Source organism: Dickeya parazeae Ech586, from assembly GCF_000025065.1.
GTDB classification, from domain to species: Bacteria; Pseudomonadota; Gammaproteobacteria; order Enterobacterales; family Enterobacteriaceae; genus Dickeya; species Dickeya zeae.
This window is the reverse complement of sequence record NC_013592.1, coordinates 1624017-1643445: the sequence shown is the minus strand read 5'-3', so window position 1 is coordinate 1643445 and position 19429 is coordinate 1624017. Positions and strand designations below refer to the sequence as shown.

The 19429-nt window shown below is 50.9% G+C and carries 15 protein-coding genes and 4 pseudogenes; 10 read left to right on the top strand and 9 right to left on the bottom strand.

The genetic code is table 11. From position 1 onward, the window contains the following. Positions 1-8 precede the first annotated feature (8 nt). Positions 9-512 carry an SMI1/KNR4 family protein gene (locus tag DD586_RS07190; protein ID WP_012884148.1) on the bottom strand — a complete coding sequence of 168 codons (504 nt, stop codon included), beginning with the start codon at positions 510-512 and terminating at the stop codon, positions 9-11. A 496-nt stretch (positions 513-1008) separates the two neighbouring features. On the opposite strand from DD586_RS07190, the pseudogene DD586_RS22465 reads away from it, so the two are divergent. Further along, positions 1009-1146, top strand: a pseudogene (locus tag DD586_RS22465) (mobilization protein mobC); the annotation flags it as partial. Here the strand turns inward: DD586_RS22465 and DD586_RS07180 are convergent. From DD586_RS07180 to DD586_RS07170, 3 genes and pseudogenes are all read right to left on the bottom strand, one after another. Next, positions 1143-1457, bottom strand: a complete 315-nt coding sequence (locus DD586_RS07180) for a CcdB family protein (protein ID WP_012884147.1) — start codon at positions 1455-1457, stop codon at positions 1143-1145. The pseudogene DD586_RS22465 and the gene DD586_RS07180 sit on opposite strands and share 4 nt — an antisense overlap. Positions 1458-1459: 2 nt before the next feature. Then, complete coding sequence (locus tag DD586_RS07175; RefSeq protein ID WP_012884146.1) at positions 1460-1696, bottom strand: type II toxin-antitoxin system CcdA family antitoxin; 237 nt, start codon at positions 1694-1696, stop codon at positions 1460-1462. 320 nt (positions 1697-2016) lie between these two features. Then, a pseudogene (locus DD586_RS07170) lies at positions 2017-2961 on the bottom strand (ArdC family protein). Between the two features lie 600 nt (positions 2962-3561). Here DD586_RS07170 and DD586_RS07165 point away from each other — a divergent pair. From DD586_RS07165 to DD586_RS07155, 3 genes are read left to right on the top strand one after another with little or no spacing between them, the layout of a single operon-like run. Further along, positions 3562-5871, top strand: a complete 2310-nt coding sequence (locus tag DD586_RS07165) for a tellurite resistance TerB family protein (RefSeq protein WP_012884145.1) — start codon at positions 3562-3564, stop codon at positions 5869-5871. A 3-nt stretch (positions 5872-5874) separates the two neighbouring features. Next, the gene (locus tag DD586_RS07160) at positions 5875-7194 is read left to right on the top strand and encodes an ATP-binding protein (protein WP_012884144.1); all 1320 of its coding nucleotides are present in this window, start codon (positions 5875-5877) and stop codon (positions 7192-7194) included. Then, positions 7191-9389, top strand: coding sequence for a DEAD/DEAH box helicase (locus DD586_RS07155; protein WP_012884143.1), 2199 nt, complete (start codon positions 7191-7193; stop codon positions 9387-9389). Before DD586_RS07160 ends, DD586_RS07155 begins: the two co-directional genes overlap by 4 nt. Before the next feature lie 986 nt (positions 9390-10375). Here the strand turns inward: DD586_RS07155 and DD586_RS07150 are convergent. Together DD586_RS07150 and DD586_RS07140 are read right to left on the bottom strand one after the other, a co-directional pair. Further along, positions 10376-11520, bottom strand: a pseudogene (locus DD586_RS07150) (IS3 family transposase). A gap of 110 nt (positions 11521-11630) precedes the next feature. Continuing rightward, positions 11631-12110 (bottom strand): Lrp/AsnC family transcriptional regulator, encoded by a 480-nt coding sequence (locus tag DD586_RS07140; RefSeq protein ID WP_041164840.1) that lies wholly within the window; start codon positions 12108-12110, stop codon positions 11631-11633. Positions 12111-12242: 132 nt separating this feature from the next. Between DD586_RS07140 and DD586_RS07135 the strand changes: the two genes are divergently transcribed. After that, positions 12243-12872 carry a LysE family translocator gene (locus DD586_RS07135; protein WP_012884140.1) on the top strand — a complete coding sequence of 210 codons (630 nt, stop codon included), beginning with the start codon at positions 12243-12245 and terminating at the stop codon, positions 12870-12872. 313 nt (positions 12873-13185) lie between these two features. Here DD586_RS07135 and DD586_RS07130 read toward each other — a convergent pair. Both DD586_RS07130 and DD586_RS07125 read right to left on the bottom strand, forming a co-directional pair. After that, positions 13186-13272 (bottom strand): annotated as a pseudogene (locus DD586_RS07130) (type II toxin-antitoxin system CcdA family antitoxin); the annotation flags it as partial. Between the two features lie 453 nt (positions 13273-13725). Next, positions 13726-14607 carry an NmrA family NAD(P)-binding protein gene (locus DD586_RS07125; RefSeq protein WP_012884138.1) on the bottom strand — a complete coding sequence of 294 codons (882 nt, stop codon included), beginning with the start codon at positions 14605-14607 and terminating at the stop codon, positions 13726-13728. Positions 14608-14685: 78 nt separating this feature from the next. Between DD586_RS07125 and DD586_RS07120 the strand changes: the two genes are divergently transcribed. After that, complete coding sequence (locus DD586_RS07120) at positions 14686-15300, top strand: TetR/AcrR family transcriptional regulator (RefSeq protein WP_012884137.1); 615 nt, start codon at positions 14686-14688, stop codon at positions 15298-15300. Positions 15301-15651: 351 nt separating this feature from the next. Here the strand turns inward: DD586_RS07120 and DD586_RS07115 are convergent, their stop codons facing one another. Beyond that, the gene (locus DD586_RS07115; RefSeq protein ID WP_012884136.1) at positions 15652-16137 is read right to left on the bottom strand and encodes a winged helix-turn-helix transcriptional regulator; all 486 of its coding nucleotides are present in this window, start codon (positions 16135-16137) and stop codon (positions 15652-15654) included. Between the two features lie 265 nt (positions 16138-16402). On the opposite strand from DD586_RS07115, the gene DD586_RS07110 reads away from it, so the two are divergent. The 4 genes from DD586_RS07110 (at position 16403) to DD586_RS07095 (ending at position 19243) form a co-directional block, all read left to right on the top strand. Next, on the top strand, positions 16403-17386 hold the full coding sequence (locus tag DD586_RS07110) for an MBL fold metallo-hydrolase (protein ID WP_012884135.1): 984 nt from the start codon (positions 16403-16405) through the stop codon (positions 17384-17386). 8 nt (positions 17387-17394) lie between these two features. After that, positions 17395-18288: an alpha/beta hydrolase gene (locus DD586_RS07105; protein ID WP_012884134.1), complete on the top strand. Its 894-nt coding sequence runs from the start codon at positions 17395-17397 to the stop codon at positions 18286-18288. A gap of 81 nt (positions 18289-18369) precedes the next feature. Further along, complete coding sequence (locus DD586_RS07100) at positions 18370-18780, top strand: hypothetical protein (protein ID WP_012884133.1); 411 nt, start codon at positions 18370-18372, stop codon at positions 18778-18780. Between the two features lie 49 nt (positions 18781-18829). Further along, positions 18830-19243 carry a tautomerase family protein gene (locus DD586_RS07095; protein ID WP_012884132.1) on the top strand — a complete coding sequence of 138 codons (414 nt, stop codon included), beginning with the start codon at positions 18830-18832 and terminating at the stop codon, positions 19241-19243. The last annotated feature ends 186 nt before the right edge of the window (positions 19244-19429 follow it).

Genomic DNA, 19429 nt, shown 5'->3' with positions numbered 1-19429 from the left:
AAAAAGACCTACATTTGCTCTACATACTGCGTGAACCACTGAATGAAGCTGTCCGCTTGTTTTTCACGCGCTCCATCATCATGCCAGAGCGTGATAATCTGCCCGCGAATCCCAACGTCAGTCGGCGCGAGGTCAAGACAAAGATGATCGCCCGCCCCATTGTAAGTAAACGGGATCCAGGCTGGACTCCACCATTCCGGACGAATACCGCTTTGCGGACACGACTCAGCTCCATCAAAATCACCACCATCGAGTAACCCTTTCCAGATGCGCCACTCCTGTAAAATGCGCGAAGTGGATAAGAACTCGCATTCATCAAACAGTCCGTGGCTAATACCGTGCTGGCCATTGTGAATTTTCATGCAGGCAACAAAATCGGCAGGCAAACTCACACCCAGAACCTGCTCTAACGTGACGATGTCCTCATCAGTGGCCGGGGGGGCAAGATCTGCTAATAAATCAGGGTCGGTGTCTTGCAGAATGGCTTCCAGTTTTTCCCATAGTTGCTTCATAGTTTTTGTTCCTTTCAATCCATCTGTTTATTAACGGCATATTCGACAGAGAATTAAGTAATATTTCGTGCGTATAGCTGTCAGCAAATGAGTAATCACAACCAACTGTCAACCTGTGTCAGCCTTCCTTAGGTGTTACTCTCGAGACCCGCCCAGCGTGTGAATGATGGTCTTAAGCTGCACTGAAAAAACTAGCCTTCATCTTACGCTGCAAAGCCATTAACATAATAAAATTAAGATAATAAGTTATGGTAGCTTCGTTACCGCTCTTAGGGGCCATCCCCAGCGTGTTACGTTAGGTGTCACATGCCGGGTTGTGATAGCTGGTAATGTTGCTCAGTGGCAGAGAATCACCACGACAGAGCGGCGAATGTGAAACAATATTCCACAACATCCGCTCCTGGCACAGAGCGGGCAGAGAGTGGTCACCAAGCACCTTGAACAGCGTCGCCTGATGCTGCAATGGTGGGCTAATTTTCTGGATGCTAACAACAACGGTCTGATCAGGCTGTTTGACAGTATCAGAACGGTGGCAAGGAACGGTATTCCGGTTCCGTTTGACGCCAAAAACCGGGAGATGTTTCTGTTCCGCACTAACGACGAACTGGAACAGGCTCCCGACAGCCACGATTAAATGCCGTCAATGAGGAAATCTATTGCGGCCTTTACCTGATTACGGTACTGCGACGCATCACAGAACACCGCACCCAACGCCTGCACAGGGATACTTGCCAGCTCGTGCGTCATTACGGCGTATTCTTTGCCGTCCGTCAGCCTGACGACGGGGACAAGGCGCTCCGGTCGGCGGCCTGCCGGGTACTTTTCAATAGGGAGCAACGGGATCACTATCCGACGATTTAACTGCCCAATAATATCGCTTGTGACATCGAGCAACAGCGGGTAAACGGCGCTTTTCCCGGTATTACCGTATATGGTGAATTGCATGGTTAAAACGTCCTGTATTCGTCACTGAAACAGCCGTGCTCATCATGAAAACGATTTAATGCGTCGATGGCTTCCCTGTTCTCTTCCTGCCATTTTTTCGCCTCATAACGGCGAAGCTCCGCATCCAGTGCGGTTGACAGCGTGGCACTCAGGTTAATGCCCGCTTCACGCGCCCGGACCAGTAAGGCACGCTCTACCGTCATGGTCACGCTCTGCGTGTTACGTTGTTTCGCGGTCATGATTTCCTTCCTATATGAGATACGTGTGCATTACACGGCATAATACACTTATCATAACACCAAAAACAGGTCCGGCTACCGTTGCCGTCCTGCAAACATCACCGTCAGCCGCCATACTTGGGGCCTCGTTTACAGCAATCAGCGGTGTAAAAATGCCGTTTGCGGGATGCGCGGGCTCTTTGCCGCCCGCACCCGCAGCCTGAGAATGTTACGGACATTCAATGCCCGGAACATTCTCAGGGAAATTGAAACATCCGCCACGCTGCCTGCCCTGATATCAGATTAACGCCGCCTTCCTTTGCAGCGTCTTGTGATTCAATTCAAACCGTATCCATCAGATAACGATGCGCTTTCGATGCCGCACTGGCGACTTTGAAAATATAGCGCTTGTCGTTCTTCAACGCTTTCAGCCAGGAAGCGATATAGCTTTCATGCTGAACCTCTCCGACAATCCCCAGATCCGCCATCAGGAACGCGCTTCCCAACTCGGCGATCAACTCTTCAAACGCGTAACCCTCACTGCCAAACTTCCCTTTCATTTCACGGTTAAGACGATTTTTCGCACCGCTCCAGTGAACCAGCTCATGCAGGCCGGTGGCGTAGAAATTAGCAGCATCGGAAAAAAGATGGCGTTCCGGCAACCAAACTTCATCCGTTAATGGCTTGAAAAAGGCATTCTGACCTTTCTCTACAATGCGGGCACCACTGCGGCGCAACAGGTTTTCAGCCTGCGGTAACGGCTCGAACGTCTCTGCGGGGCTAACAACCTCAGTTGTCAGCGGAAGGCCGTCGATTTGTTCAACATTGAACACGGTGAAGGTTTTCAGCATCGGGATCTGGTCGATTTCTCCGTCTTCGTTTTCCTTTTCCAAGGTTGTATAAAAAATGGCGGTCGTGCCGTGCTCGCCTTTGCGAACCTCCCCGCCTACTGCCTGTGCTTGTTTGTAGGTCATCCAGCGTGGATCACCGAAGCCCTGTTCTGACGCACTGCACCACAACAGCATAATATTCATTCCGCTATACGCGATGCCGGTTGCGAAGTTGGAAGGTAAACCGGACATGCCCGGCACTCGCTACCACGGGCAAGTCCAGGGCTTCATACCCGCTTCCAGCGCGGCGATGATGCTGTCGGTGACGGTCTGATAAATATCAGGTTTGGTTTTGGAAAATTTCGTTTTTGAGGAGCCTGACTGCTCCAGCGGGGATACGCTGGTCGCCGCTGCGGTGTTAGGGGCGCTAGTCTGGGTATGCAGGGAAATGGTCATGGTTTTTTCTCCGTCAGTGGTGTGATTTTCGTCTTCGTATCGCCTGACGGTTCGCTTTCCCGGCATCGTTCCGGCGCGCAAGGGCGCAGAATGCGTGCCATTTACCCTTGCGAGACGGGTTGTGGTGGGAAACGATTAACCGGAAGCCGATACGGGAACGGAAAGCACGCGGGAGAAAAAACTGCCCCTGCATAGCCGGGCGTAGCGACCCTTAGGCAGCAGCGGTGAAATGGGCTTGGGATGTTGAATTTGGAGGTATTAGTTCAGACCTGAACTAATGGTATTTTGAGGTTGAAGACAATATGGCAGTCTGCTTTGCGAAAAGTGAGGATTCTACATCCATGTGTCAGTTGTTCACATGGTAAAGCAACAATACCCAGAGGCCTCGCATTAACCTACCTTAAGAATCAACTGCTAACTTTACGTATCTAGCGCTGATAGATAATATTTTTATATATTAAAATCAATTAGATAAATTTGGTCATGTTTTGGTTTTAACCCTCGCAATATAGAAGTATTATTTTAAGATTAATCCACTTCCCTTGTTTTCTCTCGCCATGATTTGGCGTATGAGGAAAGTCAGTTTTAAGGTTATTACCCATGGAGTTATGGATATTTATAGCGGCGGTTTATGTAATTTACCTATTGTTTTTCAAAAAGAAAAAATATAAATCTGCAGGATTTCATTCTTCAAAAACCGTGAAAGCGCCACCTAAAGAATGGCTTGCTGACATCAAGAAAAAAGAGACTGTTGTGAGAAAAGATGACAGTGAAGATGATGATCTGGCAACTTTTACACTGGACAGCGGCCGGAGTGTCGAATACAGAGTAACGACGATTCAACGTCAGAATCCCCCAAAAACTACTGGTACTTTGGCTCGATGGGTGCTGCCGGGTGAGGTGACTAATGTAGGCGGTGTGAAGATCACCAGTGGTCTCTTCTACTTCGGACAGCGGATGAAGCCCGCTGGGGAGAGCTTAAGCGGCTATTATGATGATGGCACTGAGGCATCATTAATTGACGACACGCTCAATATTCACCACAAACCTTATCTTTATGAAGATAGTTCATTGGGATACTGGCCCAGCTATTCCTCGCTTTCAGCTGATGCGCGCGGCGCGTATCTAAACTGGCTTGCCAGTGATAGGTCCGACGCGTCATGCCCTGTAGGTTACGTATTTATCTATCTGTATGGGCTGGAAAGAAAGGCACTTGTTGACTGCCGGGATGGTAATACACCTGACGCAGAGTTCCGTACTCTATTTAATGAAATCTGCCGGTTAAGATCGGTATTCATTGAGAACCACTCTTTCCGGAATTACTCGTCCCAGTTACTGGAAGCAATGTCTATTCTGCGCCCAGATGTTGATCTGGTTGCCGACCTTGGCCGTGATTCGAGTTTCAGCAATGGTATGCTGTTTAAGCTAGCGCTGGCAAAGGCTGTGGATGCTGGAGTTCCTGTGTCAGCCGATCTGGCGCTGACGTGGGTAACAAATCACACGGAGTATGCGTTACGAACTCCTGCCCGCCGCTGTGCGAAAGAATTTGCTGCGCTTTTCAAACGGCGCTATACCCTCAAATACGGTGAGGGTATGGTTGTCAAACCGAATAAAACTCGACTGCGTCTGGATTACAACCCTGCAAGTCCCAGCTTGCGCGGCGTTCGCCTTCCTGTTCCAGACTTGCCTGACCCTAGTGCATTGAAGGGACCAGTCCAGAAAATCATGACGCTTGCAGAGATCTGTACAGATGAACTGGATGCTTACAGCCGCTATCTTGGCAGGAAAGGTTCGTCAGAAAATGATACTGCGGCAATCATGTTGCTGCCTATGGAAATCATCAATGAAAGCGCAGGAAAAGTTTTAAATACATTCAAATGCTGGGCTGATGAAGTGATAGCGAGTAACAAGGGGTTAACCACCGTTGCTGACTTCTGGGCACATATGGGAGCCACTTGCCCGGCGAAAATCAATAAAAAAGAAGCCGACCTGATGCAGGCCTTTGCACTGAAAATGGGCTACTGCCTAGCACCTGATCCGCTTTACCACCATGTGAAAGCAGAAGCTGACGGCGTACTGGTTTTATTTGCCGCTGGTGAGGGAGCGCGCTTACCACCATCTCCGGCGTTTATCTCAGCGGTGATGACGCTAAGGCTGGGGTCAATGGTGGCCTTAACCGACAATAGCCTTGATCAGGCCGAGCAGAAAGTGCTGGAAAATGCTATCGACCATAATTCTGGCTTTAGCGAAGATGAAAAACGCTCCTTACATGCGTATTTGACGTGGCAACTTCATACCCCGGCCAGCATGGCTGGCATGAAAAATAGAATAGCGCTGTTGAGTGCGATGGAAAAATCAGCAGTAGGTAAGGTTATCGTGGGAGTAGCCTGCTCGGATGGCAGAATTGAGCCTGCCGAAATCAAACAGCTGGAAAAAATTTATTCAGGCCTAGGACTGGATCCTTCAACTATCTCCGGCAACATCCATCAGCATTCTACGGCAGAGGTTACCCCGCTGTCGTCTGCATCAGCGAGTCTTGGGGCCGCTGAGTTCACGCTGGACGCCAGCGTGCTGGCTCACCATGAGTCGGCCACAGACGATGTCCGTAAATTACTTAGCGCGATTTTCACCGAGGACGAACCGGAATTGCGCGAGAGCACTCCTGTCGCCGGAGCGCAGGATGGTGGCCTTGATAATGCACATAGCCAGCTTTACCACAGGCTTCTGGAAAAGGAGCAGTGGCCCCGGAAAGAGGTGATGGAACTGTGCGAAAATTTTAATTTGATGCTCAGCGGTGCACTTGAGGTTATTAATGATTGGTCCTATGCGGTGGTTGATGCACCAGTGCTGGATGATGCCGATGATGATATCTGGGTAGACCTAGAAATTGCCAAAGAATTAGAGGGATAGTTGATGTCTGTGACACGCATAAGAGTTAAAGAACGGGATGCCATTATCCAATCACTGAAGTCTGGTGTAACGCCAAGAATAGGCATTCAGCACATCCAGGTGGGCCGGATGAATGAGATTACAGCCCTCCATCAGGATATTGAGCGGATAGCGGACGGCGGCGCAAGCTTCAGACTCATCATCGGTGAATACGGATCCGGCAAAACGTTCTTTTTGAGCGTTGTACGCTCTATTGCACTGGAAAAAAAACTGGTAACAGTCAGTGCCGACCTTTCCCCTGACAGGCGCATTCATTCATCGGGAGGTCAGGCGTGTAATCTCTACTCAGAGCTTATGAAAAACATGTCCACCCGCAACAAACCTGATGGTAATGCGTTACTCAGTGTTGTGGAGAGATTCGTCACGGAGGCGAGGAAGGAGGCTGATGCGGATGGCATTACAGTCTCGTCAGTTATTCACCAACGCCTGGCTGCGCTGTCCGACATGGTGGGGGGATATGACTTTGCTAAAGTCATTGATGCATTCTGGCGCGGACATGAACAGGATAACGAAACGTTAAAATCCAATGCCATTCGCTGGCTGCGGGGCGAATACACCACAAAAACCGATGCCCGAAACGATCTCGACGTCCGGACTATTATCTCAGACGCCTCGTTTTACGATTCATTGAAGCTGGTAAGCCTGTTTGTCCGTCAGGCAGGCTATGCCGGGTTACTGGTCAGCCTCGACGAGATGGTAAACCTTTATAAGCTGAACAACACTCAGGCGAGAACTGCGAACTATGAACAGATCCTGCGGATCCTGAATGACTGTCTGCAGGGTTCTGCCGAGAATATTGGTTTTGTTCTTGGAGGCACGCCCGAGTTCTTGTTTGATCCGCGTAAAGGGCTCTACAGTTATGAGGCGCTGCAATCGCGTCTGGCGGAAAATCGGTTCGCTCAGAAAGCAGGAGTAATTGACTACTCGTCACCCACGCTACATCTTGCCAGCCTCACCCCAGAGGAATTGTATATTTTACTGAAAAATCTTCGCCATGTTTATGCAGGCGGAGAGCACGAAAAGTATCTGGTATCAGATGATGCACTTACCGGTTTTCTGCACCATTGCAGTAAAACCATCGGAGATGCTTACTTCCGTACCCCCCGAAACACCATCAAAGGTTTCCTGGATATGCTGGCCGTGCTGGAACAAAACAGTACGATAAGCTGGCAGACGCTAATCTCGGGTGTGGCGATTGAAATTGACAGGCCCAGCGATATGGATAATGCCATTGCGCAGGGAGAAGAAGATGATGATGACGGCCTAGCTAACTTCAAATTATGAGCAACGCGTACGATAGTCTCGATCCCCGCGTTCGTAAGTGGGTTTATAAGCAGGGCTGGTCTACATTAAGACCCCTGCAAGAGAGCGCTATCCCGATTGTTTTAGCCCGTGACCAAGACGTGCTAATTAGTGCAGGTACAGCAGCGGGTAAAACAGAGGCTTTCTTTCTGCCTGCCTGTTCAGCGATTTCAGACATTACAGGTGGATTTGGTATTATCTATATCAGCCCACTTAAAGCACTGATTAACGACCAGTATCGACGTCTTGAGAGCCTGGGCGAGGTGTTGGATATGCCGGTGACGCCATGGCATGGTGATGTACCGCAAAGCAAAAAGAAGAAGATACGGACCGACCCGGCGGGCATCCTACTTATTACGCCAGAATCACTTGAGTCATTACTCATAAATTCATCGGGCTGGATTAAACAGGCGTTTTCGCCAGTAGCCTACATTGTTATTGATGAGTTTCACGCTTTTATTGGTACCGAACGCGGCATGCAACTGCTCTCGCTGCTAAACAGAATTGATCATGTGCTGGGCCGTCATGCGAATCCAGTTCCCCGCGTTGCGTTGAGCGCTACGTTAGGAGAACTGGATAAAGTGCCTGAACTGTTGCGTCCGGATCAGCGATTGCCCTGCAAAATTGTGACAGACAGCAATAACACGGCCACACTGCAAGTGCAGGTTAAAGGCTATCAGGTACCGGTGCCCGAAAAAGGAGAAGAACCACAAAGCTCAGCAGAAAAACACGTCTGCGCTGACATTTTCAGACTCTGCCGTGGCGACTCCCATTTAGTTTTTGCAAACAGTCGAAAGCGCACTGAAAGCATTGCGGCGACGCTGAGCGACATATGTGAGGAAAATGTTGTTCCTAATGAATTCTTTCCTCATCACGGCTCCCTGTCTAGGGAATTACGCGAGACGCTCGAAGCCCGCCTACAGCAGGGTAATTTGCCTACAACAGCCGTCTGTACCATGACGCTTGAGCTGGGTATTGATATCGGTAAGGTGCAGTCGGTTATACAGGTTACTCCTCCACATTCCGTCTCCAGCCTGCGTCAGCGTATGGGCCGGTCAGGACGGCGAGATTCGCCATCGGTTCTGAGAATGCTGATCTCTGAGCAAGAACTTACCGCAACCAGCGGCATCGTAGACCGCTTGCGGCTACAACTGGTTCAGTCGATGGCGATGATTAGATTGATGATCACTAAGCGATGGTTCGAACCGGCTGATGCCCGCCAGATGCATTACTCCACGTTGCTGCACCAAATCCTTGCGATCACAGCGCAATGGGGCGGGGTTCGAGCCGATCAACTTTGGTCACAACTGTGCCAGACGGGCCCGTTCCGGAATATCGACTTAACTGATTTCAAAACTCTGCTTCGGCATATGGGGGGGAACGGCCTGCTGACACAACTTGCTAGCGGAGAAATGGTTATCGGGGCCGAGGGAGAGAAACTGACTAACCATTATACGTTTTACGCCGTGTTCAATACTCCAGAAGAGTTCCGGATTGTCACAGGAAGCCGAACCCTTGGCACAGTACCAGTGGACTCTCCCCTTCTGCCTGACCAGCACATAATCTTCGGTGGACGCCGCTGGAAAGTGACAGAGATCGAGGTGGAAAAAAAAGTTATCTATGTCGAGGCGACCAAAGGCGGCCAGCCGCCACAGTTTAGTGGTGGGGGTATGTCTGTTCATGATGTTGTTCGCCAAGAGATGCTCGCCATATACAGGGAGAATGATTATCGCATCGCGATAGGAAGTAAGAGAGTCGATTATGCAGATGCCACCGCCAGAGGCCTCTTTGCAGAAGGCTGTGACAGTTTTAAGCGTTTCAATCTGCAAAACTCCCATTTTATTTCTGATGGCCAGCATAGTTACGTTCTCCCCTGGATGGGGGATAAAGTCGTTAATACAATAACGGCCTTGCTCATGCGTAGCTGCTTTAAAGCCAGTTCATTTGCAGGTGTTATAGAAATAGATAACGCAAGTGTATCCTCTGTGCAACACGCGCTAAAAGAAATGCTATTGTCGGGCTTGCCTTCAGAATCAGAGCTAGCTGCAAATGTTCCAGAAAAATATCTGGATAAATATGACGATTATCTGCCGGAGTCCCTGCTTGCGAAAGGATATGGAGCAAAGGCGTACGACATAGAAGGCACGCAAACCTGGCTACAAAAAAATATTTTGTGACCTATTCTGGCAATAATGGCACAAGGAAATAATTTACACAAAAAATTATTTTCACTCTTATTTTTTTATTTCCCTGTGGATTTGCTAGGTCTTAGCTCCGTGGTATTACTGGGAGCATCCTTATTATCACGCCGACGTCTATCAGGCTTTCCTGTCGATTTAGTAATTGGTTTAGGACCAGGTTTAAGAGCCATGATAGTTATCCTTTAGCGGTTTGAGAGGTAAGTCCTCTACATCGATATATGGGATGTAATGGAAGCTTTCAATTGAAGTTAACTACCTTGACAGCCTTCCAACGATTAACTCGCAATTGTGTGAGCTATGTCCGCTTTGGCACGAACCGGACAGACTCGAGACCACATAACATTTGCTATGATCGAGAAGTAGAAGTTCGCTTTCAGGGTAACCTAATCCACATGCCAGAGGATCTCTAAAAGAGAATGGTTCGGTTTGCCGGGATGCTTACAATCTGGCCGAGCGATATATCGGTGACGCCCTCTTCCTGACCGCAAGACCTTCGTCGCCAGTGCCAAAAACGGCAAACATCCATCCAACCTGACGCAGCAAATGATGGCAAACGAAAACTCCCCGTCAATTACGATGGGTAACCTTTTAAGACTGAAAAGATGCCAACTACCCTTTCTATACACTCAAAAACACCGGAACTAACACGTAATAACCAACAATGACAGCAGTACATATATTTTATGACAAACTGCATCACTTTAAGTAAAAACTTCATTCTATAAATTCAATCTGGCAGAACAGTTCTGGGCTGTCCATGCCAGTGAAACACGTTGATGACATCCATTCATAAAACTAAAGAGTGCATAACCCAGATGCTGTAGTGCTGCTACCACTGCAAGCGGTAGCTCACTTGTGATACAAGGTTATCTCATTCGTTGTGGATTTTTATTTTCCTTCTTAAAAGACAAGAAAATAAAAATGACACACTGATCCTACCCACGTAATGTGGACACAGCCCCCTAAGCGAGGTTTTCGTTTTCAAATTGTTCCGGGCTGAGACCGCCACAGGCACTGTGACGACGCCAGCGATTGTAATCACACTCGATATAATTAAATACCGTCGTCCGCATAATTTCACGGTCGGTAAAACGCTCTCCTTGGATACATTCCACTTTCAGTGAATGAAAGAAGCTTTCCGCGCACGCATTATCGTAGCAATAACCTTTTGCGCTCATGCTGCCGTGCAGGCTGTGCCGCTTCAGTAATGCCTGATAATCCGCTGAACAGTACTGCCCGCCGCGATCCGTGTGAACGATAACGTTTTTCGGGCGTTTACGCCGCCAGAGTGCCATCTGTAACGCATCGCAGGCCAGTTTCGCCGTCATTCGTGAGGACATCGACCAGCCAATAACGGCACGAGACCACAGGTCAATCACCACCGCCAGATACAACCAGCTTTCATCTGTACGTAAGTAAGTGATGTCACCCGCCCACTTCTGGTTCGGGCCACTGGCGATGAAGTCCTGCTTCAGCAGGTTTTCCGATACCGGCAGACCGTGTTCGCGGTAGCTGACCGGGCTGAATTTGCGGCTGGCTTTTGCCCGTAATCCCTGACGGCGCAGGCTGGCGGCGATGATTTTGATGTTGTACTCCGGCAACTCATCAGCAAGACGTGGCGCACCATAGCGCTGTTTTGCCTCAGCGAATGCGTTGCAAACAGCATCATCACAAACGAGCCGGAACTGTTGCCGGTGGCTCAGCTGGTGACGACGCAGACACCAGGCATACCAGCCGCTTCGGGCAACCCGAAGCACACGACACATGGCTTTGACGCTGAACTCAGCCTGATGCTTTTCGATGAAGACAACCTTCATTTCAGGCGCTTCGCGAAGTATGTCGCGGCCTTTTGGAGAATGGCCAGTTCCTCAGCCTGTTCCGCCAGCTGGCGTTTGAGACGGGCATTTTCGGCCGCCAGTTCATTCTCGCGCTCTGAGGAGGTCATCTGTTGCTGTTATTTACTGCGCCAGTTGTAGAGCTGGGGTTCATACAGGCTGAGCTCGCGGGCAGCGGCACCGATGTGTTCAGCGAGTTTAAGGGCTTCATCGCGGAATTCGGGTGTGTACTGTTTACGGGCCGTTTTGCTGGTTGATGCTGGTTTTGTCATGAGTAATCACCTCTTACTTGAGAGTCTACTCACTTAGTCGCGTGTCCACTAATGGTGGGTAGGATCAGTTTTTTAGCCTCCCTGTAAAATGATCTCACAGTTCACATAAATCAACCTATATGTCCGAGAGGAAGTGGTGCCGGTTCTTTAATCACCTGAATGGCAAAAGTACTGCGGATATCGCGAACTCCAGGTAATTGCAGTAATACCGTTGTGTGAAAAAACTCATAGGCTTTAAGATCCGGGACAACAACATGTAAAAGAAAATCCGCATCACCCGATATCAGATAAGCAGAAATCACCTCCGGTAAAAGAGCCAGTGCTTCCCGGAGTCTCTTTGCCTGTTCAAGATTGTGTTTTTCCACTTTGAGACCAACCATGACGGTCACCCCCAGTCCCAGCAACTCCCTGTCGAGATTGGCTGTATATCCCGTTATCACGCCCTCTTTTTCAAGGTTTCGGACCCGTCTCAGGCACGGGGAAGGTGAAAGGCCGATCCTGTCAGCAAGCTCGACATTGGTGAGCCTTCCATCCGTTTGGAGTGATGACAAAATTTTTCGGTCAAAAGAGTCCAGAGCTATTTTTGGCATAAATACCACCATATGCATTCTTATTGGCAACAATATACCAATTTTTACTCAGAATTGAGAGATAATTGCAAGCACCTGCCCTGATACTCCGGGATAAGATAGACGCACTAACACTATAGGAATTACTTCGATATGACCGATTACTATCTGTTTGGGCTGTCCCTTGTCATGATATTTTCCCTGCCTGGGCCGGATATGATACTGCTTTTGCAGACCGCTTCTACTGCTGGCAAACGCGCAGGCCTGATAACCGCCCTGGGACTCGGTACAGCCAAACTATGCCATGTTATCCTTGCAGCATTCGGACTGGGTACGATGTTCAGGGTGTCACCCTGGACTTTTGATGTGGTCAAATATGTAGGGGCTGCATACCTGCTCTGGCTGGGGATCAAGATGCTGCGACCGGGAAGTTTTTTCCGAGCCCCAGAGCAGCATGCCCGCAAGGATACCAGCAATACAATCCATCATCTGGTCAAAGGTTTACTGACTAATCTTCTGAATCCAAAAGCTCTGCTGTTTACTTCTGTCCTGCTGCCCCAGTTTATTCATCCGGAAAATGGCAGCGTAATATCGCAGTTCTTCTTGCTGGGTATGATCCTTGTCCTCACCGGTTTTGTTTTTGATGCCACCTACGCACTCGCGGGAGGAATTTATGGTCGGTTCCTGGAGAACAACATTCGTTTTCAGCGAATCCAGCAACTGTTTTTTAGCGTTATTCTTATCGGATTTGCGGTGCGTCTCGTGATGATGAGTCATGCGTAATTGCGCATCTGATTGAACATGAAAAGAGATTAAGTGTTTGCTGCTCATGCCTGCAGAAGCAACAAGAGAAACGCTGGCATAGGCCAGTATGCTAGCTATTGACCTGCTCCCCGTAAACTAACATACGATGATGCAAGCACGCCCGCTCCTGGCACAGGCTGTGTAAAAACTCGGTTTTTGCAGTATCTGAGTACTATCCCCAGTCAGGGATGCAAGATATTCCTGATATTGACTGTATTCGCAGTGATTTGTATGTAGAGGCAAAACGAGGCTTTGTGGCTTGAAATGGAGTACTCATGGCCTGTTATTAGGGGTTAATACCCGCTTCACGCGCCCGGACCAGCAAGGCACGCTCTACCGTCATGGTCACGCTCTGCGTGTTGCGTTGTTTCGCGGTCATGATTGCTCTCCTATATGAGATACGTGTGAATTACACGGCATAATGCACTTATCATAACGCCAAAAACAGGCCCGGCTACCGTCGCAGTCCTGCAAACGTCACCGTTAAGGCATTCGGGACAATGAGCTGTCTGACGAGAGGGCCGTAGATTGATGGTCACTCCATCAGAGCCAACGGATTGTTTGGTCAATATCCATCCGCAGGGTAGTTGAAAAAGCGGCTTAAGTGAGGGCATTACGTCGTCCATAACTTAAAACAGCTTAGATCATTGTTAACTAAAAAGTTTCATTATTTTTCTTCCACCCAAGTTGCGGAAGACCCACTTTCTACCCGTCGTTGACAGCTTTTAAGCGCTCCCCAAAGCGCTCAGTGTTTAACCAAAAATCACATTTCGGAAATTATTCATATAACATGTTTTCGTATACCAGGAGGTGAGGGACACCCCCTGCTCTTTTACCTAAAGAACTCAATGTTTTCCTTAAGCCAGTCAGAAAGCTCACGCGGGGCTGACCCAGTTAGTTCTTCGACCGTCAGGGTTCGCTCTGTCAGTACTGACTGATTGAATATTTGATCCAGTCCAACCAGCAGTTCTGCAACGAATGAAGGCAGGCCTTCAGCCAGTAACGCAGCACGCTGTTCCTCGGGTGAGCGGTCCATATAGGTGACCGTACGACCTAAAAGATCGGATAATTTCTCTGCAACCTCATGCATTGTCCAGGTACGTGGGCCTGTAAGGTGATAAGCACGCTGGGAGTTATCCGCTACTTTTTCAAGTAGCGCCGCACGTGCCGCATCGGCTATATCCCGAACGTCAATCAGATTGACACGCCCCTTACCTGCTGCGCCTGCCCAGGTTCCAGCAGCGACATGTCTGCCAGCACGCTTGAGTACATCCATGAAAGTCGTCGGTCTCAATACGGTTGAGGCTACAGGTTGTTGGGCCAGATGAGCCTCTATCGCTGCATGCCACGCAAAAGGATTGGCGAGCGTCGCGGGTCCCATCACGGAAAGTTTAACAATATGGCGTACGCCTGTTTTTACCGCTGCATCAATGAGTGCTATCTCATTAGCCACCTGTTGAAGGGATGTACCATGGGAGATAAAAAGCTTATCGACACCCACAAGCCCCATTTCTAACGTTGAAGGCTTATCAAAATCCACAATCGCAAATGATACTCTGTCGGAAATATTTTCAGGTTCCTTTTGACGCGTGAGTGAAATAATCTCCACGGGATCTGATGAAAGCTTATTGATTAAGTGTGAACCGACCCGACCTGTCGCGCCTGCAACAGCGATACGCAATACAGGTGCGGGAGTATTCGATTGATTAAGCATGGTGAACCCTTATTATATGATGGAACGATCAGTACAACAATCTTGGTACGATCATTCCAGATTGTCAACGGAGGATTTATGAGCGGTAAACCGCAATACGATGAAAATGCCGTGCTGAATGCAGCGATTGATGTTTTCTGGGGACATGGTTATGCAAACGCATCCATCAGCGACCTTACCGAAGCAACTGGCCTGTCCCGGTCGAGCCTTTATCAGCGTTTTGGGGATAAGGACGGGCTATTCAATGAATGCCTCAGGCTGTATACGGACCGCGTCCTGACACGCATGAATTCGATTCAATCTGAATCTTCAAGAGTGAGGGTTGAAGCATTGCTGCGTGAATTCCTTCCTGACAGCGCTGGAACAAGCCACAGCAAAGGTTGCCTGCTGTCTCGCAGCCTCACTGAGCAGGCGGACCTTACACCCGAAGGAAAAATAACTACGAATGTAGGCATTTGCCAACAGCGACAGATATTTTTAAACATTTTGGCGCAAGGGCAATTAGCGGGTGAAATCACGGAGGATGTCGATCTGGAACTGCTGGCTTGGTATTACTTTGGCATTCTGCAGTCGGTTGTCAATCTGCCTTCAGCCGGAGCAAGCCGACAGACGCTTTCACAACTCATTGATATTTCAATGTCGGCCTGGCCAAAGAGCGAGATTACCCATCCAGATTCTGATGGGATAACCTGAATCGGTATCATCAAAAATATCAGGACCCGCACTTACCGGAGTTTAAAACCAGAAATTGCCGACGCGTCAGCAGGCTGCAGACAGCGTTGTGCCTAAACAACACATCTGAGTGCCCCACCTTTTCTCATTTCATCTCAGCAGCCTGATCAAACTGCCACCTGGCGGCTTCAACTTCAGGCTATTTATTAAACGTCCATTAGGAGACCAGACCATTGCGTTTGAGTTTCCGCAGGCACTGCCGCAGGGCCTTTTGAGTCTTGCCGGTATACACGGCAGTCGGAGGCTGGCTGCGCGGCCGCCGAAGCTGGTCCGGCTGCCATCGGGATGTATGTCATGGCGCAAAGATGAATCCTAACGATCGATTGCCTTCTTGTCGTCGGCCTGGAGCTCGCCCAATACTGAGCGCGCCGGACGCGGTGCACCGAGATGCAGGTAACGTAGTTCATCCATAAAGGCACACCAAAGTGAAGGACCGCCCTTTTCCAGCACCTCCGCGCGCAAAGACGCCTCCTTGCTCGGATGCGTATGCCGAAGACCCCAGGCAGCCATCTGTGCGAGCAGAGGTACAAGCTGTATGGCCGCTTCCGTGAGGCTGTAGATCCCTTTCTGATGATGATTCGGATCCGGACATCGTGTCAGCAGGCCTGACGCGGTCAAGTGCTTCAGCCGACTTGCGAGAATGTTAGTAGCGATGCCTTCCTGATTTTGCTCCAGCAGGGCGCCATAACTGCGTCGGTTCTCGAACATAACATCGCGGATAACTATCAGGCTCCAGCGGTCGCCTATCTGTTCAAGCGTCAGGTTGATCGGGCAGCCCGATCGTCTTGTTTGTGGCACAGCGATTCTCCTTAAATTTCTACTTGCATTATGCAAGTTTCACAAATATCATTCAACCACTTGCATTTTGCAAGTAATGCGATTCCTGACGGATCGACAGAGAAATCGAACATGCGTGTGGCTTTCACCACGGATTATGTCGGCAATTCGGGAGTGCGGGTGGCCGGAAAGGCAACAACGACATGGCACGATGAGTCGGCGTTCCGCGAAAGGTCATTACGTATTTACGTACCTATCTCACTACACACAAAGGTTAGGAAACACGATGAAATTCTCCACTATCAGTTCGCGTACCCTGCTCGCGGTATCGTTAGCATTCGCCGGCACCCTGGTTGCTGTCGCACCGGCCCAGGCTGCAGCGCCGATGCAGCACAAGCAGGTTGCGGGCTTCTATCGCACGATGATTGGCGACTATGAAGTCACCGCGCTCTATGACGGCGGCGGCAGCATTGACTCCAGCCTCCTGCATGGCGATCCGGCGCTCATCCAGTCCCTCCTGGCGCGCTCCTTCCAAAATGATCCCAAGAAAGTCTCGGCCACCGTCCAGGGCTACCTCGTCAACACCGGCTCCAGGCTCGTTCTCATCGATACCGGCTCAGGCGGCCACTGGGGCGGCCCCACGCTGGGCAAGCTCGTGCAGAACCTGAAGGCCTCCGGCTACCAGCCGGAGCAGGTTGACCTGGTGCTGCTGACCCATCTTCACGCTGACCATACTGGCGGGATCTACAAAGACGGGAAACGCGTCTTCCCGAATGCGACCGTGATGATGAAGAAGGCCGACGCCGACTTCTGGCTGTCGAAGGACATCATGGCCAAGGCCCCGGAAGACGCAAAAGTCTTCTTCACGGTGGCACAGGATGCCGCCGCGCCTTACATCGCTGCAGGCAAGTGGAAACCGTACGAAGGCATGGACGAAATCGTCCCCGGCATCGCACCGTATGCCATTCCCGGCCATACGCCCGGTCACACCGGCTACATGATTTCCTCAAAGGGTCAGTCACTGCTGGTCTGGGGCGACGTCGCTCATGTTGGCGCCGTGCAGATGCCGCACCCGGAAGTCAGCATCGCCTTTGACTCAGACAGCGCATCGGCTGTCAAAACGCGTGAAGCCCTGCTGGTGAAACTCGCTGCGGACAAGACGATGATTGCCGCCGCCCACATGCCGTTCCCTGGCCTGGGCCGCCTTCGCCAGGCCGACACCGGCGTGGGTTACGACTGGGTACCGGCAACCTTCCTTGACGTGAAGTGAGGTGAACCATGAACTACGACTCATCTTCCATCCGCACGCTCCGCGAGGCGATGTTCGCCTTCAACATTGCGCATCCGGTACACACCATCGAGACGCTTCGCGTCGACATGGAGGCAATTTCACAGGCGAACCCGCCGGCGGCTGACCTAACCGTCGAGCCGACCGAGCTCGGCGGCGTAGCCGCGGTGGCGATTACGGCTCCCGGCGCGTCCAAAGACCGGGTTATCTACCATTTCCACGGTGGTGGCTGGGTGGCAGGCTCTCCTGCCTCGCATTTGGGCATGCTCGGAGAGCTGTCTCGAGCGGCAAAGTCCCAGGTCATCGTTCTGGACCACGCCAAGGCACCCGAGCACCCATTTCCGGCGTCCTACGACGAGTCCATCCGCGGCTACGAAGCAGTACGTGCGCTTGGCAAGCCGTTCGCCGTGACAGGAGATTCCAGTGGCGGCGGCATGGCTCTCAACGTTCTTGCCTACGCATCCTCAAAGGGCCACAAGGACGCGCGAGCCGCGCTACTCATTAGCCCATGGGCAGACTTAACGCTGACGCTGCCCTCGTTAACGCAGTTGGCCGACCGCGACCCAATGGTCAACGCGAGCGCGATGCGGGAGATGGTCGAGGCGTACGCGGGCAACCACGACTTGAAGGATCCGCGCATCTCACCCCTGTTCGCCGACATGCACGGTTTTCCTCCACTGCTCATCCATGTCGGAAGCGACGAAATACTTCTCGACGACGCGCTTGAAATTGACCGAAAGGTGCGAGCGGCCGGCGGCGAGTCGCACCTTGAGGTCTGGCCGGAGATGCTCCACGTCTGGCACATCCAGACAGCCTCTTTGCCTCAGGCCCACGACGCGCTGCAGCGAGCCGGCGAGTTTCTCATCGGGCACCTCGAGAAATAGCCTGCGCGCACTCTGCAAAGACGCAGACACTCGATAGAAGATTGTAATGACTACTGACAAGACATCAGACAGGAGATTGTAATGAGTACTGACACCAACGCGCCAGGAACGGCATGGATGCAAATCGTCATGAAGAAAGGAACGAGCGACTTCGCGAAGTCGTTTACCGCTGACGCCAGCCTTCAGACCTCAGCCCTCAGCAAGACCGTGGTCGGCCCGACACTCATCGGGGCGTTCTTTGCCGCGACGAGCACGATGTACGAACACTTCGTGTTCACTGCGGAGACCGTCGACGGTGCGAAGACTTACCTTGAGTGGGATGCCATCCACGCTGGCAAGCCGATCGTCGGCGTCACCCTGCTCACTCGGAATGAGTCCGGCCTCATCAACAACATCAAGCTCTTCCAAAGCCCGTTTGCCGTCGTTCGTGAGTTCTCATCTGGCCTCAGGGAGCGACTCGAAGGAACACTCGGTCAGGACTTCTTTAGCTAAGGGAAAACAGCGCCTCATTAACCTGAACAACACAACCGAGGAAACACTCATGCCAATATTTCACGCCCACATTCCGGCTCAAAAGTTCTCTAGCGACGAGAAGCGGGCTCTGGCGGATGCCTTGAATCTCGCGCTTCATGAAGCCATGGATACACCTATGGATGACCGTTTCATCATCATCAGCGAGCACAAGGACGATGAATTCTTCATCCATCCGACTTTTCCTGACATGAAAAGATCCGACAAGCGCATGATCGTAACGGTGACGACCGGTACGAGCAGGACAGTGGAGCAGAAACGCAAGCTCGCGGAGTTGGTCACCCGATACGCAGTAGAAAAGGTCGGCGTCAGCCAGGACGATGTCACCCTTATAATGCAGGCTATTCCCCTGGAGAGCATGAGCTTCGGCGGTGGAAAGCTGGTCTCTGACATCAACCTTTCTATGCCCTGGGTAAACAAGTAAGAAAGACGAAGCGGCCCAGTTCCTGGAAACGGGGCCGCGAAATTGACTTGAAACGGATGTCTCGTGCGTTTCTCCGGCGTGGGGCTTATCTGGCTCCGATCCGACACCATTCTCTGGACGGGTATCGGGATGAATATAACCACCGCTCCGGCCCTGGAACTGTGGACGCGTACCGAACCGGAGGCG